Here is a 26,027-nt window from a genome sequence, read left to right on the forward strand (position 1 = left end):
GCGCGTAGCATAACACCGCCTGCCAGCGCCCCGCAGTTGACGGCAGTCAAGCAAAGGCGTCCGATAGAAGCCCCTTTCCCGATCCCCAATCCAGGAGTACGAGATGGCCAAGCGTATCCAGTTCAGCCAGCACGGCGGCCCCGAAGTGCTGCAGTGGGTGGACTTCGAACCCGCCGACCTTGGGCCTCAGCACGTGCGCGTGCGCAACCATGCTGTGGGCTTGAACTTCATCGATACCTATTTCCGCAGCGGGTTGTACGCGCCGCCGTCCCTGCCTTCGGGCCTGGGCACCGAAGGCGCAGGGGTGGTCGAGGCCGTGGGCCAAGGCGTGTCACGGTTGAAGGTCGGCGACCGTGTGGCGTATGGCGGGGGCCCATTGGGCGCCTATGGCGAGGTGCACACGCTGCCTGAGGCCAACCTGGTCAAATTGCCAGAGGCCATCAGCTTCGAGCAGGCTGCCGCCGTCATGCTCAAGGGCATGACCGTGCAGTACCTGCTCAAGCAGACCTACGCTGTGCAGCCTGGCGATGTGATCCTGTTCCATGCGGCCGCAGGCGGCGTTGGTTCGCTGGCCTGCCAGTGGGCAAAGGCACTGGGCGCCAAGCTCATCGGCACCGTGAGCTCTGCCGAAAAGGCCGAGCGGGCCAAGGCCTTGGGCGCGTGGGCCACCATCGACTACAGCCACGAGGATGTCGCCAAACGGGTGCTGGAGCTGACCGACGGCAAGAAATGCCCAGTCGTGTATGACGGCGTGGGTGCCGACACCTGGCTGACGTCGCTCGATTGCCTGCAACCGCGGGGGTTGATGGTGAGCTTCGGCAATGCCTCGGGCGCGGTGAGTGGGGTGAACCTGGGGATTCTGGCGCAGAAGGGCTCGCTGTACGTCACTCGGCCGACGCTGGCGACTTACGCCAACAACGCCGAGAACACCCAGGCCATGGCCGATGACCTCTTTGCCATGATTGCCAGCGGCCAACTGACGGTGGATATCCAGCAACGCTACCCGCTCAGCGAAGCGGCCAAGGCCCAGAGCGAGCTGTCGGCGCGGCGGACCGTGGGGTCTACTATTTTGTTGCCTTGATTGGCAGAAGGTCGCGTTATGGCGACCAGATGCTTGCCTTGGTTTTTGCAGTGTTGCGCAGATCGAGCGCCGCCCACGCGGCGCTTCGCGGGACAAGCCCGCTCCTACATCCGTTGCAACGCGACCACGCCTGTAAGTCCATGGTTGTCAGCCTTGCTGGCATGACTGGATTTCAAGGCGGGCATTGATGCCGCCGCCTGCCTCAAGCCATACACCAAGGCGGGCAACCATGGCCTGACAGGTTCGGCACGTTGCAACAAATGTGGGAGCGGGCTTGTCCCGCGAAGCGCCGCGCGGGCGGCGCTCGATTTCACAGGCGCTAAAAACCTAAAGGCGGACACCTGTCAGCCCTCACACCTTCTTCTGCGACGGCGGATTCGACTCGATGCCATTCAAGATGGCCTCGACCACGCCTTCTGCCATTTCAACGGCGTGCAGATTGGACCAGAACAGGCCACGACCTTCTTCGCGCATGTGGTCCAGGGCCTTGTAGCCGGCTTCGTACGCACAGCGCAGATACAGGGCGACATGCACCAGGGCGTCTTCGGCTGAGATGTTTGGGTTAACCGCAAACAGCGGCTGGTGGCCTGCGTCGCAGCGGCCGAATGGATGGGTGGAAGTGGAGGGAAGGGGTGGATCGGGGACGATCTTCTTCATCATTAGATCTCGCTTCATGGCCCCAACCAGTCGTTACCACACGAATGGGTGGCAGCTGTACGCAGGGTGGTAAACCGGGTGGGAGATCTAAAACCCAGCAGGCACGAAGCCTCCTGCGAACAGCCGCCATGGACTGCCAAGATCACCCTGAACCCGGGTTACCACACCCGATCGCCAAGTTATTCAGCGACGGTTGAAGCCTACGGGCAGCGGTTCCTACTGAAAAGGTGATGGCAGGGGACGCGGCTCGTAGGATATTTCCCAAACCGAATATCAAACAACCGCCTTGGCAAAAATCAGAAAAAACCAAGGGGTCATGTGGGGGATGGCTCAGGCACTCGGCCCAAGCCTGGTCAGCAAGTGCATCAACCCGGCCGTACTACCTCGCCGGTAGCCAGATTGCGAATCAGGCTCGGGTTCTTCCGCCCACCCAATGCCCCGCCCAGTACCAGATCCAGTTGCCCATGGAAGTACTGCTCCACCCGCAGCCGGGTCTTCGCCGCAGGGCGCCCGCCAGGGTTGCACGACGTGGAGATCAGCGGCCCGACCAAGGCGCACAGCTCGCGTACCACCGGATGGTCGCTGACGCGAAGCGCTACGGTGTCGTGCTGCCCGGTCACCCATTCAGGCAGTAGATCCTGATGCGGCACCAGCCAGGTGTTGGGCCCAGGCCAGGTGCTGGCCATTCGGTCGATCCAGTCTTCGGGGAAGTCTTCGAACAGGAAGTCGAACTGGCGGATGTTGTCGGCGACCAGGATCAACCCTTTATCCACAGGCCGCGACTTCAGTGCCAGCAGCCGATAGACCGCATCCTCGTTCCATGGGTCGCAGCCCAGGCCCCAGACCGCCTCCGTCGGGTAGGCGATCACTGCGCCTGCCCGGATCTCACGTGCGGCTTGTTGCACACGAAAACTGCTCACCATTGATGTTTCTCCACTGGGAATGTTGCCTGGGCGCAGTTTACTCAGCCCGAGCGGGCAAACCAACGCCCCGTTTGATTGCTGACCCGGCCATCGAGCTCCAGTTCGGTGAGCTGCGCCAGCACCTCTGCCAGCGGCTGCTCACTGCAATGGGCCAGGCTTTCGGTGGTCTGCGGTGCAGCGTGCAATAGCGCCAGCAGCGGGTGATCGAACGTGTCCGCAGGGGCCGGGGGCAGGTTCTGCCAGCCTTGCAGGGTTTCGAGTATCTGCCCGACGCTTTCGACGAGCAGTGCGCCGTCGCGGATCAGCTGGTGACAGCCCTTGGCGCCGGGGTGGTGGATGGAGCCGGGAATGGCATAGACCTCGCGGCCCTGCTCGGCGGCGAGCCGCGCCGTGATCAGCGAGCCACTGGCCAAGCTGGCCTCGACCACCAGCACACCCAACGAAAGACCGCTGATGATGCGGTTGCGCCGGGGGAAGTTAGCCGGCAGCGGCCCGGCGTTGAGCGGGTACTCCGACACCAGTGCACTGCCGTTGTCGATCATCGCCTCGGCCAACTGCTTGTGCCGCTGTGGATAAAGTTTTTCGAGCCCTGTGCCCAGTACGCCTATCGTGGCCCCTCCAGCCTGCAGCGCAGCGCGGTGAGCGGCGCCATCAATGCCTACTGCCAGGCCGCTGGTGACGACGAAGCCTGCCTGGGCAAGGTACCTGGCAAACGCTCCGGCCGTGTCTACCGCCGGCGGCGTCGCGCGGCGGCTGCCCACGATCGCCAACTGCGGGCGGCTGAGCAGCGATGCGTTCCCCGTCACGAACAGCAGCGGCGGGGCGTCGTCGATTTCGGCGAGCAGCGGGGGGTAGTCTGGGCTGTCCCACATCAGCAATTGCTGGCCCGGACGCTCTAGCCAGCGCATTGCGGCACTGGCCGCATCCCGCACTTCAGGGCTGCGCCTTGCATCGATACTGGCATGGGGAATGCCCAGTGCGCGCCAGGCCGAGCCGGGGGCACTGAGCGCCGATGAGGCACTTCCGAAGGCCTCGATCAGCGTAGAAAAGCGTCGCAAGCCGGTCTCGGGAAGGCAATGCAGGCGCAAGCGCGCCTCCAGTTCCGCAGGTGGGCAAGTGGATAAGGAGCAATCAGACATCGGCAATCATCCTTGATGCAAAACGGTTGATTCAGGCTGCGCAGCCTGTGGATAACTCTGTGAGTAACACTTTGAAAAGCTGTCCATTGGCTGGGGGCTATCACGCCAATAGTCACCCTAGACGAGCTTGCCAGGTGCCGAAGTCCGCGTTTCCCTTTATTATGTGTGTTCAGTTTTCAACCAAACGCACAGTGACTGCCTGACCTTATGGCCATTTTGAACATTCTCGAATTCCCGGACCCGCGCCTGCGCACCATCGCCAAACCGGTGACGGCGTTCGACGACGCCCTGCGCCAGCTGATCGACGACATGTTTGAAACCATGTACGAAGCCCCTGGCATCGGCCTGGCTGCGACCCAGGTCAACGTGCACCAGCAAGTCGTGGTGATGGACCTCAGCGAAGACCGCAGCGAGCCACGCGTCTTCATCAACCCGTCGGTCGAGGAACTGACCGATGACATGGGCCAGTACCAGGAAGGCTGCCTGTCGGTGCCGGGCTTCTACGAGAACGTAGACCGGCCCCTGCGTGTCAGGGTCAAGGCCCAGGATCGCGACGGCACACCGTTCGAGCTGGAATGCGAAGGCCTGCTGGCGGTGTGCGTGCAGCACGAATTCGATCACCTCAATGGCAAGCTGTTCGTCGACTACCTGTCGCAGCTCAAGCGGGATCGAATCAAGAAGAAGCTGGAAAAACAGCACCGCCAGCAAGCCTGATTCCCACCTTCCAGAAGGCTTGCTCCGGCAAGCCTTTTTCTTTTTGCAGCGAGAACACCATGCGCATCGTCTTTGCAGGCACTCCCGAGTTTGCCGCCGAACACCTCAAGGCCCTGCTCGACAGCCCTTACGAAGTCGTGGCCGTCTACACGCAGCCCGATCGCCCGGCAGGCCGCGGTCAAAAGCTGATGCCCAGCGCCGTCAAGGCGCTGGCCGTAACCCATGACATCCCGGTGATGCAGCCGCCGAGCCTGCGCAATGCCGAGGCCCAGGCACAATTGGCAGCATTGGAACCCGACCTGATGGTCGTGGTTGCCTACGGCCTGATCCTGCCCCAGGCGGTGCTCGACATCCCGCGCCTTGGCTGCATCAACAGCCATGCGTCCCTGCTGCCACGCTGGCGCGGGGCGGCCCCGATTCAGCGGGCCGTGCAAGCGGGCGATGCCGAAAGCGGCGTAACCGTCATGCGCATGGAAGCGGGCCTGGACACCGGCCCCATGCTGCTCAAGGTCGTCACCCCGATCAACGCCATTGATACCGGCGGCAGCCTGCACGATCGCCTGGCGCAAATGGGACCGCCGGCCGTCATCCAGGCCATCGCCGGGCTGGCCGATGGCACCTTGCACGGCGAGGTACAGGACGATGCCCTGGCCACCTATGCGCACAAGCTGAACAAGGACGAGGCGCGTCTGGACTGGTCGCTGCCCGCTGAACAGCTGGAGCGCCTGATCCGGGCATTCAACCCCTGGCCGATTTGCCACAGCACGCTCGACGGGGAAACCGTGAAGGTGCTGGGTGCGTGCCTGGCCACAGGGCAGGGCGCACCCGGTGAAATCCTGGCGGCCAGCAAAGACGGCCTGGTGGTGGCTTGCGGCGAGCAGGCGCTCAGCCTGACCCGCCTGCAGTTGCCTGGCGGTAAAGCCTTGGCCTTCGCTGACCTGTTCAACAGCCGCAAAGAGAAATTCACGCCCGGCAAGGTGCTCGGCCAATGAACCCACGCCTGGCTGCCGCCCGTGCCCTTGCCGCTGTGCTCAGCGGCAAGGCCTCCCTGAACAGCTCTCTGCCCGCGCAACTGGACAAGGTCGAGGACCGCGACCGCGGGCTGACCCAAGACCTGGCCTTTGGTACCGCGCGTTGGCAGCCGCGCCTGGACCTGCTGGCAGCGCAGCTGTTGCAAAAGCCCTTCAAGGCCGCCGATGCCGACGTGCAGGCATTGTTGCTGATTGGCTTGTACCAGTTGTTCTATACACGCATCCCGGCTCACGCCGCCATTGGTGAAACCGTGGGCTGCGCCGACAAGCTGAAAAAACCCTGGGCCAAGGGGCTGCTGAACGCCGTGCTGCGCCGTGCTCAGCGCGACGGCGAAGCGATGCTGGCCGACATGGAGCGCGACCCTGTGGTGCGCACGGCGCACCCACGCTGGCTGCAGAAGGCGCTCAAGGCCTTCTGGCCGGATCAGTGGGAAGCCATCTGCGCCGCCAACAATGCGCACCCGCCGATGATCCTGCGCGTCAACCGCCGCCACCACAGCCGCGACGGCTATCTGAAGCTGCTCGCCGATGCAGGCGTCCAGGCCCAGGCCTGCGCGTACAGCCGTGACGGTATCGTGCTGGCCGAACCGCGGGACGTACGCGGTCTGCCAGGCTTTGCCGAGGGCTGGATCAGCGTCCAGGACGAAGCCGCGCAACTGGCCGCCGACCTGCTGGACCTGGCGCCCGGTCAACGCGTGCTCGACGCATGCTGCGCCCCTGGGGGCAAGACCTGCCATGTGCTTGAAGCCCAAGCCGGGCTCTCTCACGTGGTGGCCATCGACCTTGAAGCCAAGCGCCTGGTACGCGTGCGCGAAAACCTCGACCGCCTGAAGCTCGACGCCGAGCTGATCGCCTGCGATGCCCGCGACACGGCCAGCTGGTGGGACGGCAAACCGTTCCAGCGCATCCTGCTGGACGCGCCTTGCTCGGCGACTGGCGTAATCCGTCGTCATCCAGACATCAAGCTCACCCGCCAGGCCGAAGACATCGCGCCGCTGGCGGCCTTGCAAGGCGAGTTGCTCGATGCCCTGTGGCCGACATTGGAGGTGGGCGGCATGCTCCTGTACGCCACCTGCTCCAGCCTCCCGACCGAGAATACCGAGGTCATCGGCGCGTTCCTGGCACGCACGCCAGGCGCACGCGAGCTGGACCTGGCCACCGAAGCGGGCCTGCGCCAGGCGCATGGACGCCAGTTGTTGGCTCAGGAAGGCGGCCACGACGGTTTCTACTATGCCAAGCTGATCAAGATTGCCGCCTCGCGCGGTTGAGCACACTGGAGAGTAGCGGATGAAGATCATCATCCTGGGCGCCGGCCAGGTGGGCGGGACGCTTGCAGAGCACCTGGCCAGCGAGGCCAACGACATCACCGTGGTCGACACCGATGGCGACCGCCTGCGCGACCTGGGTGATCGCCTGGATATCCGCACCGTGCAGGGGCGCGGGTCGCTGCCGACGGTGTTGCGCCAGGCCGGCGCCGAGGACGCCGACATGCTGGTTGCCGTGACCAACAGCGACGAGACCAACATGGTCGCGTGCCAGGTGGCCTACTCGCTGTTTCACACACCGACCAAGATCGCCCGGGTGCGCGAGTCGGCCTACCTGACCCGTGAAGAGCTGTTCGACAACGACCACATTCCGGTCGATGTGCTGATCAGCCCGGAGCAGGTCGTCACCCACTACATCAAGCGCCTGATCGAACAGCCCGGTTCGTTGCAGGTGATCGACTTCGCCCAGGGCAAGGCGCAGCTAGTGGCCGTGAAGGCCTATTACGGCGGCCCGCTGGTCGGCCAGCAGCTGCGCCAGATACGCGCGCACATGCCCAATGTGGAAACCCGGGTGGCGGCGATCTTCCGCCGTGACCGTTCGATCACACCGCGCGGTGATACGGTGATCGAGGCCGATGACGAGGTGTTCTTCATCGCCGCCAAGAAGGACATCCGGGCGGTCATGGGCGAGCTGCGCCGTATCGATGAAACCAACAAGCGTGTCGTCATCGCCGGCGGCGGGCAGATAGGCGAGCGCCTGGCCGAAGCCATCGAAAGCCGCTACCAGGTGAAGATCATCGAGATGAACCCGGCACGCTGCCGGTACCTGTCCGATACGCTGGACAGTACCGTGGTGCTGCAGGGCAGCGCATCGGATAAAGACCTGATGCTGGAAGAGAACATCGCCGACACCGATATCTTCCTGGCCCTGACCAACGATGACGAAGCCAACATCATGTCGTCCCTGCTGGCCAAGCGCCTGGGTGCGCGCAAGGTCATGACGATCATCAACAACCCGGCCTATGTGGACCTGGTGCAGGGCGGTGAAATCGACATCGCCATCAGCCCGCAATTGGCCACCATCGGTACCTTGCTGGCGCATGTGCGCCGTGGCGATATCGTGAGCGTGCACTCGCTGCGTCGTGGTGCAGCCGAAGCCATCGAGGCTGTGGCCCACGGTGATGCGAAGTCGAGCAAGGTGGTGGGCAAGGCGATCGAGGACATTACCCTGCCCCCGGGGACGACCATCGGTGCCATCATTCGCCACGACAGTGTGCTGATCGCGCACGACACGACAGTCATCGAATCAGGTGACCATGTGATCCTGTTCGTTGTGGACAAGAAACACATTCGGGATGTGGAGAAGCTGTTCCACGTCGGCTTGAGTTTCTTCTAGGAGGCGGGACATGCGCCAATCGTTGGAAAAGATGCTGGCCAAGGGTGTGGATAACCCGTTGTTGCGCTTTGGCCTGGGCAAGGCGTGGCTCGACGAAGGCGATGGTGCCCAGGCTGCCGTGCACCTGGCTCGCTGTGTCGAGCAGGACCCCACCTATTCGGCAGCCTGGAAGCTGTTGGGCAAGGCCTACCAGTTACTGGGGGACCTGCCAGCGGCGCGCAAGGCCTGGGAAGATGGCATCGCGGCGGCGCAGGCCCATGGCGACAAGCAGGCCGAGAAAGAAATGACGGTGTTTCTCAAGAAACTCGACAAACGCTGAGTGCGCTGTCGCCGACACGTCGGCTGCCAGACAGCCGCTGCCGGCGATGCGCGCCTCAATACCAGCGCGCCTCACCCGCCGGACGCTTCTTGAAGCGCTTCATGCTCCACATGTACTGGCTGGGATACTCGCGCACATAGCGCTCGACCACCTTGCTCATCGCGGCCGCCGACTCGTTCACGTCGGTGCTGTACATCGCCTCCGGCGCGGCTTCCAGAAACACCTTGAAGCCTGACCCGTCAGGCAGGCGCAGAGCATGCAGGAAAACCCCGACTGCCTTGCCGCCGGCGAGCATGTTCGGCACGAACTTGCTGGTCAGCGCTTCAGTGCCCAGGAAGGGAACGAATACACCCGCCGATTCGGCCGGCTCGGGATCGGCCGGGATGCCGACCTGGCCGCCGCGCCGAACTTCCTTGATCACGCTGAGGATGCCTTCCTTGGTCGAAGGCGCCACACGGTTGCCCATCTGCACACGCTGCTCGCGCAGCAGGTCGTCCACCGCCTTGAGTTTGGGGGGCCGGTAGAAAATGATCGGCTTGCACTGGTTGCAGTAGAAGTGGTTCAGCACTTCCCAATTGCCCAAATGGCTGGTGATGCCCACAACGCCCTTTCCAGAAGCCAGGGCCTGCTCCAGCACTTCAAGCCCATGCACTTCCTTGACCAACTCCAACGAGCGGTGTGGAGGCCAGATCCAGGCGCAGGCGCTTTCGACGAAGGATTTGCCGATGTCCCGCAGGGCCTGGCCGACCAGTTGCTCACGGGCAACCGGGTCCATCTCGGGGAAGCATTTGGCCAGGTTGATGCGCACCACGTTGCGCGAGCCATTGGGTATTTTCCACATCAGCCAGCCGATGCCGGCCCCGACGCGTTGCACCGCACCCCAAGGCAACTTGGCGAACAGTCGCAGCACCCCGACCATCAGGGCGCCCTTGAACTTTTCCACAGGCGAGTTCCTTATTTCAGCAAGACGGGCATTGTAACCCTTCAGTGGGACAAGTCGGCGTAGCGATCACAGTCGGTGGTGTGGTCCATGACCATGCCGGTCGCCTGCATGAAGGCATAGCAGATGGTCGGGCCGACGAAGGTGAAGCCGGCTTTGCGCAACGCCTTGCTCATGGCTTGGGCTTGTTCGGTGACCGCCGGGACTTCGCTGCGGGTGCTGAAATGGTTGATCTTCGGGGCGCCACCGACGAACGACCACAGCCACTCGGCCGGGTTATCCACAGCCAGCCAGGCCTGGGCATTGCGCCTGGCAGCCTTGAGCTTGAGCCGATTGCGGATGATGCCGGCATCCTGCATTAACGCCTCGATGCGCTCGTCGCTCATCACCGCGAGTTTCGCAGGATCAAAACCCTCCAGCACTTCACGATAGCGCTCGCGCTTGCGCAGCACGGTGATCCAGGAAAGGCCTGCCTGGAACCCTTCGAGCAAAAGCATCTCGAACAGCAACGCCGGGTCACGCTGGGGCGTTCCCCATTCCTGGTCATGGTAGGCCTGGTACAACGGATCGTCGGTACACCAAAAGCAGCGTGGCATAAGGCTCCAATGAGTAGAGGGCGAGGCGAATCAGGTTATACTCCCGCTCTTTACATCCGCATCCCCAGATACAGGTGAATTTCGTGAGCCAGCCTACGCCAGCCGTGCGTACCTTCCAAGACCTGATCCTCGCCCTGCAGAACTACTGGGCCGAGCAAGGTTGTGTGGTGCTTCAGCCCTACGATATGGAAGTAGGCGCCGGCACTTTCCACACCGCCACCTTCCTGCGCGCGGTGGGTCCAGAAACCTGGAACGCCGCCTACGTGCAGCCAAGCCGTCGCCCTGCCGACGGGCGGTACGGCGAAAACCCCAACCGCCTGCAGCACTATTATCAATTCCAGGTAGTGCTCAAGCCCAACCCGGCCAACTTCCAGGAGCTGTACCTCGGCTCGCTGAAAGCCATCGGTCTGGACCCGCTGGTGCACGATATTCGCTTCGTCGAAGACAACTGGGAATCGCCAACCCTCGGGGCCTGGGGCCTGGGCTGGGAAATCTGGCTCAATGGCATGGAAGTGACTCAGTTCACCTACTTCCAGCAGGTCGGTGGTATCGAGTGCTACCCGGTGACCGGTGAAATCACCTATGGTCTGGAGCGCCTGGCCATGTACATCCAGGGCGTGGACTCGGTCTACGACCTGGTATGGGCCGATGGTCCGTTCGGCAAGGTCAGCTACGGCGACGTGTTCCACCAGAACGAAGTGGAGCAGTCGACCTACAACTTCGAGCACGCCAACGTCGAGAAACTGTTCGAGTTGTTCGACTTCTACGAAAGTGAAGCCAACCGCCTGATCAAGCTGGAACTGCCATTGCCGACCTATGAAATGGTCCTCAAGGCATCCCATACGTTCAACCTGCTCGATGCCCGCCGTGCCATCTCGGTGACCGAGCGCCAGCGTTACATCCTGCGGGTGCGCACCCTGGCCCGCGACGTGGCGCAAAGCTACCTGCAGGCCCGTGCGCGCATGGGCTTCCCGATGGCGACCCCCGAACTGCGTGACGAAGTGTTGGCTAAGCTGGAGGCTGCACAATGAGTGCTCAAGATTTCCTGGTAGAACTGGGCACCGAAGAGCTGCCACCCAAGGCCCTTGCGACCCTGGGCGACGCGTTCCTGGCCGGCATCGAAAAAGGCCTGCAAGCTGCAGGCCTGAACTACACCGGCAAATCGGTCTACGCCGCGCCGCGCCGCCTGGCCGTGCTGATCCGCCAACTCGATGTGCAGCAGCCTGACCGCAGCATCAACATCGACGGCCCGCCCCAGCAGGCGGCCTTCAACGCAGAAGGCGAGCCGACCCAGGCTGCACTGGGCTTTGCCAAGAAGTGCGGTGTGGAGCTGGCCGACATCGACCGTAGCGGCCCCAAGCTGCGCTTCTCCCAGCACATCCCCGGCAAAGCGACCGCGGGCCTGCTGCCGACCATCGTCGAAGACTCGCTCAACGACCTGCCTATCCCTAAACGCATGCGCTGGGCGGCAAGCCGTGAAGAGTTCGTGCGTCCGACCCAATGGCTGGTGATGCTGCTGGGCGATCAGGTGGTCGACTGCACCCTCTTGTCCCAGAAGGCCGGCCGCCAATCGCGCGGGCACCGCTTCCACCATCCGGAAAGCGTCACCATCAGCGCCCCGGCCAACTATGTCGAGGACATGCGCAAGGCCTATGTGCTGGCCGATTTCAGCGAGCGTCGCGACCTGATCGCCAAACGTACCGCCGAGCTGGCCATGCAGCAGGAAGGCACCGCCATCGTGCCACCCGCGTTGCTGGACGAAGTGACCGCGCTGGTGGAGTGGCCGGTACCGCTGGTGTGCTCGTTCGAAGAGCGTTTCCTGGAGGTGCCGCAAGAAGCCTTGATCACCACCATGCAGGACAACCAGAAGTACTTCTGCCTGCTCGACAGCGAAGGCAAGTTGCTGCCGCGCTTCATCACCGTGGCCAACGTCGAGAGCCGCGACCCCAAGCAGATCGTGCAGGGTAACGAAAAGGTCGTGCGTCCACGCCTGACCGACGCCGAGTTCTTCTTCAAGCAGGACAAGAAGCAACCGCTGGAAACCTTCAACGAGCGCTTGAAGAACGTGGTGTTCCAGGCCCAGCTGGGTACGGTCTATGACAAGGCCGAGCGGGTATCGAAACTGGCAGCGTTCATTGCGCCCTTGATTGGCGGCGATGCGCAACGAGCCGCGCGTGCCGGCTTGCTGTCCAAGTGCGACCTGGCTACGGAAATGGTCGGTGAGTTCCCAGAGATGCAAGGCGTCGCTGGCTACTACTACGCGCTCAACGACGACGAACCGCAGGATGTGGCGCTGGCGCTGAACGAGCAATACATGCCGCGCGGTGCAGGCGCCGAATTGCCTCAGACCCTGACCGGTGCTGCCGTCGCCATCGCCGACAAGCTCGATACCCTGGTGGGCATCTTCGGCATCGGCATGCTGCCCACCGGCAGCAAGGACCCGTACGCCCTGCGCCGCGCCGCACTGGGCGTGCTGCGCATCCTGATCGAGAAGCAGCTGGACCTGGACCTGACCGGTGCCGTGCAGTTCGCGGTCAAGCAGTACGGGGCCAAGGTCAAGGCTGCCGGGTTGGCTGACCAGGTGCTGGAGTTCATCTTCGACAGGCTGCGTGCCCGTTACGAAGACGAAGGCATCGACGTCGCCACTTACCTCTCGGTTCGCGCGCTTCAGCCAGGTTCCGCACTGGACTTCGATCAGCGCGTCCAGGCGGTCCAGGCCTTCCGCAAGCTGCCCGAAGCCGAGGCACTGGCCGCCGTCAACAAGCGCGTGTCGAACCTGTTGAGCAAGGCAGAAGGCGCCATCGCCGAACAGGTCGAGCCCAAGTACTTCGACAATGCCAACGAGTTCTCGCTGTACTCGGCCATCCAGCAAGCCGATCAGGCTGTGCAACCGATGGCTGCTGCACGTCAGTACAGCGAGTCGCTGGCGCGCCTTGCCGCCCTGCGTGATCCGGTCGATGCCTTCTTCGAGGCTGTGATGGTCAATGCCGAGGACGCCAAGGTACGTGCCAACCGATATGCCCTGCTCAGCCGTCTGCGTGGGCTGTTCCTCGGCGTGGCCGACATTTCGTTGCTGGGGTAAGCCTTGAAACTGCTGATTCTCGATCGTGACGGGGTCATCAACCAGGACTCCGACGCCTACATCAAGTCGCTGGATGAATGGGTGCCCATCCCTGGCGCCATCGAGGCGATCGCGCAGTTGAGCAAAGCGGGCTGGACGGTGGCCGTGGCCACCAACCAGTCCGGTATCGCCCGTGGCTATTACCCGCTCGCGACCCTTGAGGCCATGCATGCGCGCTTGCGCATGCTGGTGGCCGAGCAGGGCGGTGAGGTGGGGCATATCGTGTATTGCCCGCATGGCCCCGATGAAGGCTGCGATTGCCGCAAGCCCAAGCCGGGCCTGTTGCGGGCCATCGCCGAGCACTACCAGGCAAGCCTTGAGGGCATCTGGTTCGTGGGCGATAGCCAAAGTGACCTACAGGCTGCGCTGGCCGTCGATGCACAACCTGTTCTGGTAAAGACAGGCAAAGGCGAACGTACCCTTGAGAAGGGCGTTCCGGCTTCAACCCTGATTTATGACGATCTGGCTGCCATCGCCAGGGCACTTATCTAAACGGTGCGCCCTTGGGCGCACTTTTCTAAAAGCGGGCAGGTCCCGCAATGGTACAAACCACTATGTCGATCCTGCAGGCGATCAGAGTCTTTCTTTTTTACCTGCTGCTGGGTACCAGTTCGCTGCTCTGGTGCTCGCTGAGCTTCTTCATTGCGCCGTTTCTGTCGTTCCCCAAGCGCTACAAATTCATCAATGTGTACTGGTGCCGCTGCGCTATTTTCCTGGCACGCGTCATCGTAGGCATCGATTACAAGATTACCGGCGCTGAAAACGTGCCAGCCGAGCCCTGTGTGATTTTGTCGAATCACCAGAGCACCTGGGAGACATTTTTCCTGTCTCAGTATTTCTCTCCGCTCAGCCAGGTGCTCAAGCGTGAGCTGCTGTATGTGCCGTTCTTCGGCTGGGCCATGGCCATGCTGCGTCCCATTGCCATCGACCGCGACAACCCCAAGGAAGCATTGCGCCAAGTGGCCAAGAAAGGCGATGAACTGCTCAAGCAGAAAACCTGGGTTCTGATCTTCCCGGAGGGCACACGCGTACCCTTTGGCACGGTGGGCAAGTTCTCCCGGGGCGGGACGGCGCTGGCGGTAAACGCTGGGCTCCCGGTGTTGCCCATTGCCCATAATGCGGGCAAGTACTGGCCGAAGAATGGGTGGGGCAAGCACGCCGGCACCATCGAAGTGGTGATCGGCGAACCCATGTACGCCAACGGCACAGGCCCTCGCGCCATTGCCGAGCTCAATGACCGCGCCCAGGCCTGGAACGAAGCCACCCAACGGGCCCTGGGCTCGCTTGCGCAGGTCGAAGAAAGCACGCAAGCCGAGGCCTGAGCGGCTTGTGGATAACATGTGAGCAAATTATGGATTAGCTGTTGCAAAAATAAGCTAACCCTATGAATTAGCTACATATTTACTCTTTGTTGATTTTTCCTAAAAACGTGCATAAGTTTTTTCACGGCATAAAAAAACCGGCTTTTAGAGCCGGTTTTTTTGTGGGGTGGTTCAGCGAATCACACCTTGTCGATATCCACGTCCTTGGTCTCTTTGAGACAGAAGATGCCCACTATCAGGCTGATGCCCGTGACCAGTACCGGGTACCACAACCCGTAAAAGATATCGCCGGTGTAAACCACCAGGGCGAACGATACCGTGGGCAGGAAACCGCCGAACCAGCCATTACCGATGTGATACGGCAAGGACATGGAGGTGTACCGGATACGCGTAGGGAACAGCTCGACCATCACGGCAGCCAGCGGTCCGTAGGTCATCGTGGCGATCAGGATCATGGCCACGATCAACACCACCACCATCACGCTGTTGACTTGGGCCGGGTCAGCCTTGGCGGGGTACCCTGCCTGCTCGACCGCCGCGCGCATGGCCGCCTCGTCATAGCCATTGATGGTCTTGTCGCCGATGCTCACGACCACTTCGCTGCCGTCAACGCTTACCGAGCTATAGGGCAAGCCTTGCTTGACCAGGAAGGTCTTTACTTTGTCGCAGGGGCTATCAAAGCGCGCCTTGCCCACAGGGTCGAACTGGAAGGTGCAGCCTTTCGGGTCAGCGGTCACGACGATGGGGGCCTGGCGGCTGGCGGTGTCGATCTGCGGGTTGGCGTAGAAGCTAAGGGCCTTGAACAACGGGAAGTAGAGCACCGTGGCCAACAGCAGGCCCAGCATCAATATCGGTTTGCGCCCGATCCGATCGGACAGCCAGCCAAAGAACACGAAAAACGGCGCGCCGATCACGACGCTGATGATCAGCAAGGTGTTGGCCTGGGCCGGGTCCATCTTCAACATCTGGGTCATGAAGAACAGCACGTAGAACTGTGCCGTATAGAAGGTGACAGCCTGGCCCGCATTGATACTGAACAGCGCAGTGAGCACGACCTTCAGGTTAGGCCAAGACGTAAACGACTCACGAATCGGCGATTTGCTGATCTTGCCCTGTGCCTTCATTTTCACGAAGGCCGGGGACTCGTGCATGCTCATTCGAATCCAGGTCGAGATCCCCAGCAGCACGATGGACAGCAGAAACGGCAGGCGCCAGCCCCAGGTTTCGAACTGATCGCCACTTACATAACGGCTGCCCAGTACCACCAGCAATGACAGCAACAGTCCCAAGGTGGCGGTGGACTGGATGAACCCAGTATGGAAGCCCCGCTTGCCAGGTGGCGCATGTTCGGCCACGTAGGTGGCTGCACCGCCGTACTCACCGCCCAGCGCCAGGCCTTGCAGCATGCGCAACACGACCAGGATGATCGGCGCCGCGATGCCAATGCTGGCATAGGTGGGCAAAAGGCCAACGGCGAACGTGGACAGCCCCATCAGCACGATGGTGATGAGAAAGGTGTACTTGCGACCGATCATGTCCCCCAAGCGGCCGAATACCAGGGCACCAAACGGTCGCACCAGGAAGCCGGCGGCAAACGCCATCAGTGCGAAGATGAACGCGGTGGTGTCGTTGACGCCCGCGAAGAACTGCTTGCTGATGACGGCAGCCAGGGCGCCGTAGAGGAAAAAGTCGTACCACTCGAACACCGTACCGAGCGATGACGCGAAAATGATCTTGCGCTCTTCACGACGACTGGGGCGGCTGGCGGCCGCATCCTGCTCTTGGATGTAATCCGACATCGTTGCTGTCCTCGGCCCGCAGGCCACAGTGATTATTCTTGTTGTTCCACTGCCGACAGCGTCCGACTACGCGCTGCCGTATTGCACACCCCTTCAGGGTGTTGGTAGTGCATCCTGGTTGAGGAAGGTCGTTGTGGCTGCTCCTTTCAAAATAAGCTGCGCCGCCTTTTCAGCGATCATCAGGGTAGGTGAACAGGTATTGCCCGACGTTATCTGGGGCATGATCGATGCGTCTGCCACACGAAGGCCGGGGATGCCATGGACACGAAGCTGGTCATCGACCACATCCATGGGGCCATTGCCCATGCGGCATGTCCCTACGGGATGGAAAATCGTCGTGCCTATCTTGGCCGCCGCTTCGTGCAGCTGTTCTTCAGTTTGTAGGGCAGGTCCAGGCAGATATTCTTCGGGCGCAAAGGCTGCGAGGGCAGGGGCCTGCACGATGCGCCGGGTGAGACGGATAGCGTCGGCGGCGACACGCAGGTCCTGGGGGTCGCTGAGGTAGTTGGGGTCGATGAGCGGCGCGCTGTGCATGTCTGCACTGCGAATATCGATACGCCCGCGGCTCAATGGCCGCAAGTTGCATACAGAAGTCGTGAAGGCTGGAAACTGATGCAACGGCTCGCCAAAACGGTCCAGGGACAGAGGCTGCACGTGGTACTGCAAGTTCGCAGTGGCCTGGTCGGGGTTCGAACGCACGAAAGCGCCCAGCTGGCTTGGCGCCATGGCCAGCGGACCGCTGCGATCGTACAGGTAGCGCAGGCCCATGCCCATCTTGCCCCACAGGCTATTGGCCATCTGGTTGAGGGTACGTGCGTTGCCGATCTGGTAGATCAGCCGTAGCTGCAAGTGATCCTGCAGATTGCTGCCTACACCCGGCATGGCATGGCGCACCCCGATACCCAAGTCCTCCAGCAACTGCTGCGGACCAATGCCCGAGCGTTGCAGGATGCCGGGTGAGCCTACTGCACCTGCGCATAGCACAATCTCTCGTCGCGCCGAGAACTCGTGCCAGCGGCCCTGCCAACGGGTTTTGACAGCGCGGGCGCGCGTGTTGCCTAGCAGCACTTGATCCACCTGCACATCGGTCATAACAGTCAGATTGGCGCGGTGCTTGATGGGGCGCAGAAACGCTTTGGATGCGTTCCAGCGAACACCGCTACGCTGGTTGACCTGAAAATATCCACAGCCTTCGTTGTCGCCGGTGTTGAAGTCATCGATTTTGGCAACACCCGCCTGCTCGGCTGCATCGCGGAAGGCGTCGAGGATCGGCCAGCTGTAGCGCTGGCGCTCTACACGCCATTCACCGCTGGCACCATGGTATTCGCTGGCACCGCCATGGTGGCTTTCGCTTTGCTTGAACAGCGGCAACACGTCTTTCCAGGCCCAGCCTCGGTTGCCTAGGCTAGCCCAGTGATCGTAGTCAGCCGCCTGGCCACGCATGTAGATCATGCCGTTGATGGAGGAGCACCCGCCCAGGACCTTGCCACGGGGGTAGCCCAGCGACCGACCTTGCAGCCCAGGCTGCGCCTCGGTCTTGAAGCACCAGTCCGTGCGGGGGTTACCAATGCAGTACAGGTAGCCCACCGGCACGTGTATCCAGGGATAGTTGTCCCGCCCACCGGCTTCGAGTAGCAGTACCCGGCATGACGGGTCGGCAGACAACCGGTTCGCCAGCAAGCAGCCAGCGGGGCCGGCGCCCACGATCACATAGTCGTAGGCAGAATCGACTGATGACATAGAGGACCTCAGGGCCTGTTTTTGTTCTTGTCCCCAACCAGCTTAGTGAGTAATTTCGCGGAAGAAACACGCGATTTCGCGCACCCGTTGTGCGTTTAAGCACAGCGATGCCTCTCGGAGCGTCGGCGCCTCTAACCGGGTGTTCGATACAGATATGCAAGGACCAGCATGTTCGATTGGAATGATTTGCGGTTTTTCCTGGAGCTGCAGCGCAGCGGGCGCTTGTTGACGGCTGCCAAGCGTCTGGAGACGACCCACAGCACCGTTGCGCGCCACATCGAGCGTATCGAGCAGAGCCTGGGTACTGCGTTGTTCGTCCAGCATGCCCAAGGGTATGAGCTGACGCCTTCCGGACAGGCGCTGCTCAAACATGCCGAAGCCATGGAGAACACCGCCTTGCTGGCGCAGGAGGAAATCACCCAAGCCATCACGCCGCTTGGCAAGATCCGCCTCGGTGTGACCGAGGGGATCGGCATCATGTTCTTCACGCCACGGATGAATGAGTTGTTCGAGCGCTACCCCGGCCTGGAAGTGGAGTTGGTTGCGGTGCCGCGTTTTGTCAGCATCCTCAACCGTGAAGCGGAAATCAGCATTCACCTGGAAAGGCCAAGTGCAGACTTGCTGATCACCCGCAAGCTCACCGACTACCGGCTGGCCCTCTATGCCAGCGCAGCGTACCTGGAGCGTGCCGCGCCCCTGCGCAACCGCGAAGACCTGGCGCGCCACAGTTGGATTGGCTACGTGGACGACTTGCTGTTCAGTCAGGAGCTGCTGTTTCTCAACAGCTTCTGCCGATCGCCGAACGTGGTGTTTCGCAGTACCAGCGTGATAGCCCAGCAAGCGGCGGCGCGTGCAGGGTTGGGTATCGCCGTGCTACCCAACTACATGGCGCGGCATGACCCGACGCTGGTGCGGGTGCTGCCAGGGGAAACCATCCAGCGCAGTTACTGGATCTGCACGCGGCGCGAACTGCATAAATCCGTACGCCTGCGCGTGGTATGGGATTACCTGCTGAACCTGTGTGCTGCCGAGCAGGATGCGCTGCTAGCGCCCTAGCGCTTTGCTGATCAGCAATGCCGCCGCGGCCCAGCCTGCGATGGCGAACAGTTGTTGCAGCCGCGGGCCCTCCAGCCTTGCCGCCAGTGGTCGGGCCACCAGCAAGCCCAGTACCGCACCCAGCGCAAACGGCGCACCCACCTGCCAGCGCATGCTCCCTGCAAAGGTGGCGGTGGCAACACTGCCCAAGGCAACCAGCGCGATGACTGCCAGGGAGGTAGAGACGATACTGCCCATACGCAAGTTGGTGTAGCGCCGCAGGGCAGGGACGATGACGAAGCCGCCGCCCACGCCCAGCAGGCCTGACAGTAGCCCCGACAACGCCCCGGTGCCGGCGAGCGCCCGCGCGCACGGAAGCGTCCAGCGTAAACGACCCTGCAGGGGGTTGAGTACACAGGGCTCGATGAAGCGATGTGCACCTGGGTTTGCGCCGCTCAATTGCTGACGGGCCTTCAACCAGGTGCGCACGCACGCGTAGATCAGGATGCCTGCAAACATCAGCTGAAGCGGTGCGTTGGGCAAACGATGCGCAAGCATCAGCCCCAGCGGCGTGAACACGATACCCACCGCAGCGATGAACAGGGCCGCACGGTAGCGCACCACGCCCTGGCGCAAGCCCAAGCCGGCACCTACCGCCGCCGACAGCCCCACAGCCAGCAAACCGATCGGGGCAGCCTGCGCCATCGAAAGCCCCAGGCCAAACACCAGCAACGGAACCGCAAGGATGCCACCGCCGGCACCTGTCAGCGCCAAGACCGCGCCGATGATCGTGCCCAGCCCTGTGCTGAGCCACGTCTGATCGATCACTGGGCTGCCTCGGTCGTTCTTGCAACCGGCTTGGCCAGCCACTCACGGCCCTTGAGCATGCCTTGCCAATACAAGGGCGGCAGCAGACGAGCTTTGAGCAGCCAGGCCAAGCGGGTGGGTTTGCGGCCGTCGAGGAGCCACTGAGGGAAGCTCGGCTTGAGCGCGCCACCATAGCCAAATTCGGCCAGCACGATCTTGCCGCGCTCGACGGTCAGCGGACAGGAGCCGTAGCCATCATAGTGCGCCAGGCCCGTGCGTCGACCCAGTGCCACCAATACATTGTTTGCCACCACCGGCGCTTGTTTGCGTGCAGCGGCAGCCGTCTTCGCGTTGCTGGCATTGATCACGTCCCCAAGCGCGTGCACATGGGCGAAGACACGATGGCGCAGGGTAGAGGGGTCCACGTCCACCCAACCAGCGCCATCGGCGAGGCAGCTGTGGCGAATGAAGTCGGGGGCGACCTGTGGCGGTACCACATGCAGCATGTCGAACGGCTCGGTGCGAAGGTGCTGGGTGCCATCCGCAAGCGTATGGGCGAACACAGCCTGCTGGTTTGGTCCATCCACGGCGATCAGCCGATGGCCGAAGTTGAGGTCTACCGAGTACTTGTCGATGTAAGCCATCAAGGCGGGCACGTAGGCGGGCACCCCGAACAAGGCATTGCCGGCATTGAAAAAGCTGGCTTGCACGGCGCCCAGCCGGCCCTGGCGCAGCCAGTGGTCGCAGGACAGGTACAGCGCTTTTTGCGGGGCGCCAGCGCATTTGATGGGCATGGGCGGCTGGCAGAACACGGCGCGGCCTTGCTTGAGGCCCTGCACCAGCTCCCAGGTATAGGGCGCCAGGTCGTAGCGGTAATTGGACGTGACGCCATTCTCGCCCAGGGTGTCTGCCAGCCCCTCGATGCCCGCCCAATCCAGCTTCAGCCCAGGGCAGACCACCAGCTGTTCAAAGGTAAAGGCCCTGCCATCTGCCAGCAGGACCTTGCGACACTGTGCATCGAACCCTTGCACCTGTGACTTGATCCAGCGCACCGCGCGGGGGATGACCGACGACATCGGCCGAGCCGTGCTCGGGGCATCGAAGACCCCGGCACCGACCATGGTCCAGCCGGGTTGGTAGTAATGAACCTCGGCGGGGTCTATCAGGGCGATGTCCAGCGAGGGGTCGCGCTGGAGGAGGCTGGACGCCGTAGCAATGCCGGCAGCACCGGCGCCTATGATGATGACTTGGTGATGAAACGCTGGAACGGAGGAGGGCACGGCGGGCATGGTCGATCCTGACTGTCTGATTATGGGATGTGCCTGACTACAACGTATTGAGGGGAATCTTCAGGTAGCGCACCCCATTGGCCTCAGGGGCTGGGAACTGGCCACTGCGCATGTTCACCTGGACGGCGGGCAGGATCAGGACAGGCATGTCCAACGTTCGATCACGCGCTTCGCGCATGGCCACGAAGCTGTCTTCGTCGATACCTTCATGGATGTGAATGTTCTGAGTGCGCTGCTCGGCCACGGTGGTCATGTAGCGCAGCTCGCGCCCTTCGGGCAGGTAGTCGTGACACATGAACAGCCGGGTGCCATCCCCTAGCGCCAGGAGGCGATGAATCGAGCGGTACAGGGTCCGGGCATCGGCACCAGGGAAGTCGCATCGCGCAGTCCCGTAGTCCGGCATGAACAACGTGTCGCCGACGAAGACTGCCGCCTGGCCTTCATGCTCGATGAGATAGCTCATGCAGGCAGGCGTATGCCCAGGGGTATGCAGGGCTTTAGCCTGCAGATTGCCTATGTGGAAAATTTCTTCATCGTCGAACAGCACGTCGAACTGGCTACCATCACGGGCGAAGCCAGGTTCAGCGTTGAACAAGCTGCCGAAGACTTTCTGGACCTGGGTGATGCAAGCTCCAATTGCAATGCGCCCCCCCAGCGTGTCTTTGAGGTAGGCAGCAGCGGACAGGTGATCTGCATGCACATGGGTTTCCAGTATCCATTGCACCTGAGCACCCAGCGCTTTCACACGTTCGATCAGGCAGTCCGCAGAGGACGTCGTCACGCGCCCGGCCTTCGGGTCGTAATCCAGAACGCTGTCGATCAAGGCGCAAGCGCGCGTTTCGCCATCCATGACCAGATAGCTGATGGTTGAGGTGGCGCTGTCGAAGAACGCTTCCACGTGAAGGTTTTTGCCAATGATCATTCAAGTCTCCCATTCGGCTAGCCCCGTTTGCTGCACGGTTTCAGGGGCGCCACATCTACCCCCCATCAAGATACATGCCACCGCACAGATGCCTGCCTGGGGCCCTGGATTGGCGGGTCATGGGCAGATGGCCGCTTCGTTGGCAGTGAAGAGTGGCAGTGCGGTGTCAGTCGATGGCAGCGGCTGGCAGTCCTTGCTACCCTCGAACACGTTATCCGACTGGTGCCGTCATGTCCGAACCTCACCCCTCAGTGCTTGCCTTGGTGTCTTTTCTGGAGCACGACGTCCTGCCCGCCATCGTACTGGACACCGACTACAACATTCTGGCCGCCAACGCCGCTTATCGACGTCAGTTCGGTCAGGACCAGCAGGCGCCGCTTGGGCAGAAATGTCACAAGGTCTCACACCATTACCACGTTCCCTGCGACCAGGCCGGCGAGGACTGCCCGATGCGCAAGGCCTGGTCCAGCAAGGTGCCCGAGCGCGTGCTGCATGTGCATCACACCCCTCGCGGACCGGAACATGTGGATGTCGAACTTCGGCCGATCCTGGATGAGCAGGGCAGGGTGATTGCTTTCGTCGAACGGCTCACCCGTATCGTCATCGCATCTGCCCAGCCGCAAGAGCAAGGGCTCGTTGGCCAGGCACCTGCATTCACGGCGGCATTGGCCAGCTTGCAACGTGCGGCGCCGGCTGACATCCCTGTCCTGCTCCAGGGTGAGTCCGGCACGGGCAAGGAACTGTTTGCGCGCGCGTTGCACATGGGCAGCCCCAAGGCCGATGGCCCCTTGGTCGTGGTCGATTGCACGAGCCTAACGGAGGCGCTTTTCGAGAGCGAACTGTTCGGTTACGAGAAGGGTGCATTCACCGGTGCTCACCAGCGCAAGACCGGCCTGGCAGAAGCTGCCCACGGCGGCACGCTGTTCCTGGACGAGATCGGTGAAGTGCCCTTGGCCATGCAGGTCAAGCTGCTGCGCTTGATCGAAACCGGCAGCTTCCGGCCTGTTGGCAGCCTGCGCACCGTGCATTCGGATTTCCGCCTGGTGTCGGCAACCCATAAACCCTTGAGGCAGATGGTGGCCGACGGCACGTTCAGGGAGGACCTGTACTACCGGATCAGTGGGTTCCCTATCCGGATGCCTGCACTGCGCGAGCGTATCGAGGATCTGCCTCTGCTGGTCCAAAGCCTGCTGAAAAGAATCGCAGGGCCCAGCGCGCCCACACTCGGTAATGCTGCTCTCGATCGACTGATGACGTATCCGTTTCCGGGGAACATCCGCGAGTTACGCAACATCCTGGAGCGGGCACGGCTGTTTGCCGATGAAGGCGTCATTCAGCCAGAACACTTGCCCGAAGACGTGGTGTCGCTCCCTGCCCAAGTGCGCGCCCACGGAAGTCGGCCAGCAGATCTCCTACAGGTGCTTAGTCAGTTCAGGGGGTCGCGCAGTGAGCTGGCCAAGCACTTGGGTATCAGCGAACGTACGTTGTATCGGCGTTTGAAAGCGGCGGGCATTGCCGAGGACCATTGATCCCCTACGCACAAGCTCGATCTGGGCCACTGCTTACCCTCGTCGCACGTCACCCTTGCAGAATCATGTCAGCGATTGGCTGCTTTCAAAACTTGAAGCACTCAAGGTCGAGGCGTATGACCCACTGCAAGTCCATTCTGAATTACACCCTTGAGCTAATGCGGGGTGAGCGTGCCTACCCGGAGATTGGAAATGAAAAAGCCCGCTAGCGCGGGCTTGATGATGACCGGTTAGGCTCGAATTTCGAAGCTGCCCGGTCGTGCAACGGTCAAGGCTGATCAGAAGTCCAGGTTGGACACCGACAATGCATTGCTTTCGATAAAGTCACGGCGCGGTTCAACGGCGTCACCCATCAGGGTGTTGAAGATCTGGTCAGCCGCGATTGCATCTTCGATGGTGACCTTCAGCATACGGCGCACAGTTGGGTCCATGGTGGTTTCCCACAACTGATCCGGGTTCATCTCACCCAGCCCTTTATAGCGCTGGATGGTATGGCGCTTGGTGGTCTCGTTCATCAACCAGTCCAAGCCTTCCTTGAACTCGACGATGGCCTTGCGACGCTCACCACGTTGCACATAAGCGCCTTCACCCAACAGGCTGGAAAGCTTGGCACCCACGTTGACCACGGTGCGGTAGTCGTTGCTGCCGAAGAAGTCACGGTTGAACGTGATGTAGCTGGCAAGCCCGTGGGAGGTGATTTCCACCTCAGGCAGCCACACATTACGTTCCTTGTCTTCACGCAGGCTGGCCTTGTAGACCAGGCCCGATTTCTGGGTCGAATTCAGGCGCTCATGCAACTGGTTCTTCCAGGCTTCCATCACCGCATGATCACCCAGCTGCTCGAGAGTGACTTCAGGCAGGTAGATGAAATGCTCGGTGAGCTCCTGCGGGTACAGGCGCGACAGACGCTTGAGGGTCTTCATCACACCGCGGAACTCGTTGACCAGGGCTTCCAGTTGCACGCCGGATACCGGCGGCGCGGATTCGTCCAGGTGCAGGCTGGCGTCTTCCAGGGCAGATTGGGTCATGTACTCTTCCATGGCCTCATCGTCCTTGATGTACTGCTCTTGCTTGCCGCGCTTGACCTTGTACAACGGTGGCTGAGCAATGTAGATGTAGCCGCGCTCGACCAGCTCTGGCAACTGACGGAAGAAGAAGGTCAGCAGCAACGTACGAATGTGCGAACCGTCAACGTCAGCATCGGTCATGATGATGATGTTGTGATACCGCAGCTTTTCGATGTTGTACTCTTCCCGGCCAATGCCGCAGCCCAGCGCGGTGATCAAAGTCCCGACTTCCTGGGACGAAATCATCTTGTCGAACCGAGCTTTCTCTACGTTCAGGATCTTGCCTTTGAGTGGCAAGATGGCCTGGGTCCGACGGTTACGCCCCTGTTTCGCAGAGCCGCCTGCAGAGTCACCCTCCACCAGGTAGAGTTCCGACAGGGCAGGGTCCTTCTCCTGGCAGTCAGCCAGCTTGCCTGGCAAGCCCGCAATATCCAGTGCGCCTTTACGGCGAGTCATCTCACGCGCTTTGCGTGCAGCTTCACGGGCGCGCGCAGCATCGATCATCTTGCCGACGACAGCCTTAGCTTCGTTCGGGTTCTCCAGCAGGAAGTCAGAGAAGTACTTGTTCATCTCCTGCTCGACAGCGGTTTTTACTTCTGACGATACCAGCTTGTCTTTAGTCTGCGAGCTGAACTTGGGGTCGGGCACCTTGACCGAAATGATCGCAGTCAGGCCTTCGCGTGCGTCGTCCCCAGTGGTGGAAACCTTGTTCTTCTTAGCTAGGCCTTCCTGCTCGATGTAGCTGTTCAGGCTGCGCGTCAAAGACGAACGGAAACCCACCAGGTGCGTACCGCCATCGCGCTGCGGGATGTTGTTGGTAAAGCACAGCAGGTTCTCGTTGAAGCTGTCGTTCCACTGGAGAGCAACTTCTACACCCACACCGTCTTCGCGCTGTACGCTGAAGTGGAACACCTGGGCGTTCACCGGCGTCTTGTTGGTATTCAGGTATTCGACGAATGCCCGCAGGCCGCCTTCGTACTTGAAGAACTCTTCCTTACCACTGCGCTCGTCTTTCAGCAGAATGCCGACGCCCGAGTTCAGGAAAGACAGCTCACGAATACGCTTGGCCAGGATGTCCCAGCTGAAGTGAATATTCTTGAATGTCTCTGCGGACGGCTTGAAGTGAATGTGAGTACCGGTCGTCTCACTTTCACCGACGATGGCCATCGGCGCCTGAGGCACACCGTGGACGTACGTCTGTTCCCAGATCTTGCCGCTGCGACGCACCGTCAGTATCAGTTGCTCGGACAACGCGTTGACGACCGAAACGCCTACCCCGTGCAATCCACCGGATACCTTGTAGGAGTTGTCATCGAACTTACCGCCTGCGTGCAG

The 26,027-nt window shown here is 61.6% G+C and carries 23 protein-coding genes; 12 read left to right on the plus strand and 11 right to left on the minus strand.

Annotated features, from left to right (window positions below; genetic code table 11):
• Window positions 1-103: 103 nt before the first annotated feature.
• Window positions 104-1,081 (plus strand): NADPH:quinone reductase, encoded by a 978-nt coding sequence (locus B2S33_RS03035; RefSeq protein WP_028687744.1) that lies wholly within the window; start codon window positions 104-106, stop codon window positions 1,079-1,081.
• Between the two features lie 351 nt (window positions 1,082-1,432).
• Here the strand turns inward: B2S33_RS03035 and B2S33_RS03040 are convergent, their stop codons facing one another.
• The 3 genes from B2S33_RS03040 to dprA all read right to left on the minus strand — a co-directional run bounded on the left by B2S33_RS03040 (window position 1,433) and on the right by dprA (window position 3,800).
• The gene (locus tag B2S33_RS03040) at window positions 1,433-1,741 is read right to left on the minus strand and encodes a DUF3077 domain-containing protein (RefSeq protein WP_145278981.1); all 309 of its coding nucleotides are present in this window, start codon (window positions 1,739-1,741) and stop codon (window positions 1,433-1,435) included.
• Window positions 1,742-2,103: 362 nt separating this feature from the next.
• Window positions 2,104-2,661, minus strand: coding sequence for an L-threonylcarbamoyladenylate synthase (locus B2S33_RS03045; protein WP_027913284.1), 558 nt, complete (start codon window positions 2,659-2,661; stop codon window positions 2,104-2,106).
• A gap of 41 nt (window positions 2,662-2,702) precedes the next feature.
• Entirely contained in the window at window positions 2,703-3,800 is a 1,098-nt protein-coding gene (gene dprA, locus B2S33_RS03050) for a DNA-processing protein DprA (protein WP_280076433.1), read from the minus strand.
• A gap of 207 nt (window positions 3,801-4,007) precedes the next feature.
• On the opposite strand from dprA, the gene def reads away from it, so the two are divergent.
• The 5 genes from def to B2S33_RS03075 are packed head-to-tail and all read left to right on the plus strand — an operon-like array spanning window position 4,008 to window position 8,525.
• On the plus strand, window positions 4,008-4,514 hold the full coding sequence (gene def / locus B2S33_RS03055; RefSeq protein ID WP_023532616.1) for a peptide deformylase: 507 nt from the start codon (window positions 4,008-4,010) through the stop codon (window positions 4,512-4,514).
• Window positions 4,515-4,573: 59 nt separating this feature from the next.
• Complete coding sequence (fmt, locus tag B2S33_RS03060) at window positions 4,574-5,506, plus strand: methionyl-tRNA formyltransferase (RefSeq protein WP_027913286.1); 933 nt, start codon at window positions 4,574-4,576, stop codon at window positions 5,504-5,506.
• Window positions 5,503-6,813, plus strand: a complete 1,311-nt coding sequence (gene rsmB, locus B2S33_RS03065; RefSeq protein ID WP_028686818.1) for a 16S rRNA (cytosine(967)-C(5))-methyltransferase RsmB — start codon at window positions 5,503-5,505, stop codon at window positions 6,811-6,813. Before fmt ends, rsmB begins: the two co-directional genes overlap by 4 nt.
• A gap of 19 nt (window positions 6,814-6,832) precedes the next feature.
• Window positions 6,833-8,206: a Trk system potassium transporter TrkA gene (trkA, locus tag B2S33_RS03070; RefSeq protein ID WP_027913288.1), complete on the plus strand. Its 1,374-nt coding sequence runs from the start codon at window positions 6,833-6,835 to the stop codon at window positions 8,204-8,206.
• Window positions 8,207-8,216: 10 nt separating this feature from the next.
• The gene (locus B2S33_RS03075; RefSeq protein WP_027913289.1) at window positions 8,217-8,525 is read left to right on the plus strand and encodes a tetratricopeptide repeat protein; all 309 of its coding nucleotides are present in this window, start codon (window positions 8,217-8,219) and stop codon (window positions 8,523-8,525) included.
• 55 nt (window positions 8,526-8,580) lie between these two features.
• On the opposite strand, the gene B2S33_RS03080 is transcribed toward B2S33_RS03075, so the two are convergent.
• Window positions 8,581-9,468: a lysophospholipid acyltransferase gene (locus B2S33_RS03080; protein ID WP_027913290.1), complete on the minus strand. Its 888-nt coding sequence runs from the start codon at window positions 9,466-9,468 to the stop codon at window positions 8,581-8,583.
• Window positions 9,469-9,509: 41 nt separating this feature from the next.
• A complete protein-coding gene (locus B2S33_RS03085; RefSeq protein ID WP_027913291.1) occupies window positions 9,510-10,061 on the minus strand; it encodes a DNA-3-methyladenine glycosylase I in 552 nt (183 codons plus the stop codon).
• 83 nt (window positions 10,062-10,144) lie between these two features.
• On the opposite strand from B2S33_RS03085, the gene glyQ reads away from it, so the two are divergent.
• From glyQ to B2S33_RS03105, 4 genes are read left to right on the plus strand one after another with little or no spacing between them, the layout of a single operon-like run.
• The gene (gene glyQ, locus B2S33_RS03090) at window positions 10,145-11,092 is read left to right on the plus strand and encodes a glycine--tRNA ligase subunit alpha (RefSeq protein WP_023532379.1); all 948 of its coding nucleotides are present in this window, start codon (window positions 10,145-10,147) and stop codon (window positions 11,090-11,092) included.
• Window positions 11,089-13,143: a glycine--tRNA ligase subunit beta gene (gene glyS, locus B2S33_RS03095; protein WP_288649802.1), complete on the plus strand. Its 2,055-nt coding sequence runs from the start codon at window positions 11,089-11,091 to the stop codon at window positions 13,141-13,143. Before glyQ ends, glyS begins: the two co-directional genes overlap by 4 nt.
• Before the next feature lie 3 nt (window positions 13,144-13,146).
• Window positions 13,147-13,674 carry a D-glycero-beta-D-manno-heptose 1,7-bisphosphate 7-phosphatase gene (gene gmhB / locus B2S33_RS03100; protein WP_027913294.1) on the plus strand — a complete coding sequence of 176 codons (528 nt, stop codon included), beginning with the start codon at window positions 13,147-13,149 and terminating at the stop codon, window positions 13,672-13,674.
• 47 nt (window positions 13,675-13,721) lie between these two features.
• Window positions 13,722-14,504, plus strand: coding sequence for a lysophospholipid acyltransferase family protein (locus B2S33_RS03105; RefSeq protein WP_027913295.1), 783 nt, complete (start codon window positions 13,722-13,724; stop codon window positions 14,502-14,504).
• Window positions 14,505-14,683: 179 nt separating this feature from the next.
• Here B2S33_RS03105 and B2S33_RS03110 read toward each other — a convergent pair whose 3' ends face one another.
• Window positions 14,684-16,303 carry an MFS transporter gene (locus B2S33_RS03110; RefSeq protein WP_027913296.1) on the minus strand — a complete coding sequence of 540 codons (1,620 nt, stop codon included), beginning with the start codon at window positions 16,301-16,303 and terminating at the stop codon, window positions 14,684-14,686.
• Window positions 16,304-16,396: 93 nt separating this feature from the next.
• Window positions 16,397-18,043 (minus strand): GMC family oxidoreductase, encoded by a 1,647-nt coding sequence (locus B2S33_RS03115; protein ID WP_288649806.1) that lies wholly within the window; start codon window positions 18,041-18,043, stop codon window positions 16,397-16,399.
• A gap of 168 nt (window positions 18,044-18,211) precedes the next feature.
• On the opposite strand from B2S33_RS03115, the gene B2S33_RS03120 reads away from it, so the two are divergent.
• Entirely contained in the window at window positions 18,212-19,099 is an 888-nt protein-coding gene (locus B2S33_RS03120; protein ID WP_027913298.1) for a LysR family transcriptional regulator, read from the plus strand.
• On the opposite strand, the gene B2S33_RS03125 is transcribed toward B2S33_RS03120, so the two are convergent.
• From B2S33_RS03125 to B2S33_RS03135, 3 genes are read right to left on the minus strand one after another with little or no spacing between them, the layout of a single operon-like run.
• The gene (locus tag B2S33_RS03125; RefSeq protein ID WP_104926660.1) at window positions 19,088-19,906 is read right to left on the minus strand and encodes a sulfite exporter TauE/SafE family protein; all 819 of its coding nucleotides are present in this window, start codon (window positions 19,904-19,906) and stop codon (window positions 19,088-19,090) included. The two genes, B2S33_RS03120 and B2S33_RS03125, sit on opposite strands and share 12 nt — an antisense overlap.
• Window positions 19,903-21,174 (minus strand): NAD(P)/FAD-dependent oxidoreductase, encoded by a 1,272-nt coding sequence (locus B2S33_RS03130; protein ID WP_027913300.1) that lies wholly within the window; start codon window positions 21,172-21,174, stop codon window positions 19,903-19,905. Before B2S33_RS03130 ends, B2S33_RS03125 begins: the two co-directional genes overlap by 4 nt.
• Window positions 21,175-21,211: 37 nt before the next feature.
• A complete protein-coding gene (locus B2S33_RS03135) occupies window positions 21,212-22,096 on the minus strand; it encodes an MBL fold metallo-hydrolase (RefSeq protein ID WP_104926659.1) in 885 nt (294 codons plus the stop codon).
• A 230-nt stretch (window positions 22,097-22,326) separates the two neighbouring features.
• Between B2S33_RS03135 and B2S33_RS03140 the strand changes: the two genes are divergently transcribed.
• The gene (locus B2S33_RS03140; protein ID WP_088522806.1) at window positions 22,327-23,625 is read left to right on the plus strand and encodes a sigma-54 interaction domain-containing protein; all 1,299 of its coding nucleotides are present in this window, start codon (window positions 22,327-22,329) and stop codon (window positions 23,623-23,625) included.
• A gap of 278 nt (window positions 23,626-23,903) precedes the next feature.
• Here B2S33_RS03140 and B2S33_RS03145 read toward each other — a convergent pair.
• On the minus strand, window positions 23,904-26,027 hold a 2,124-nt coding region (locus tag B2S33_RS03145), incomplete at its 5' end, for a DNA gyrase subunit B (protein WP_288649809.1).

This window comes from Pseudomonas sp. UBA5568 (assembly GCF_002425525.1).
Taxonomy (GTDB): Bacteria; Pseudomonadota; Gammaproteobacteria; order Pseudomonadales; family Pseudomonadaceae; genus Aquipseudomonas; species Aquipseudomonas fulva.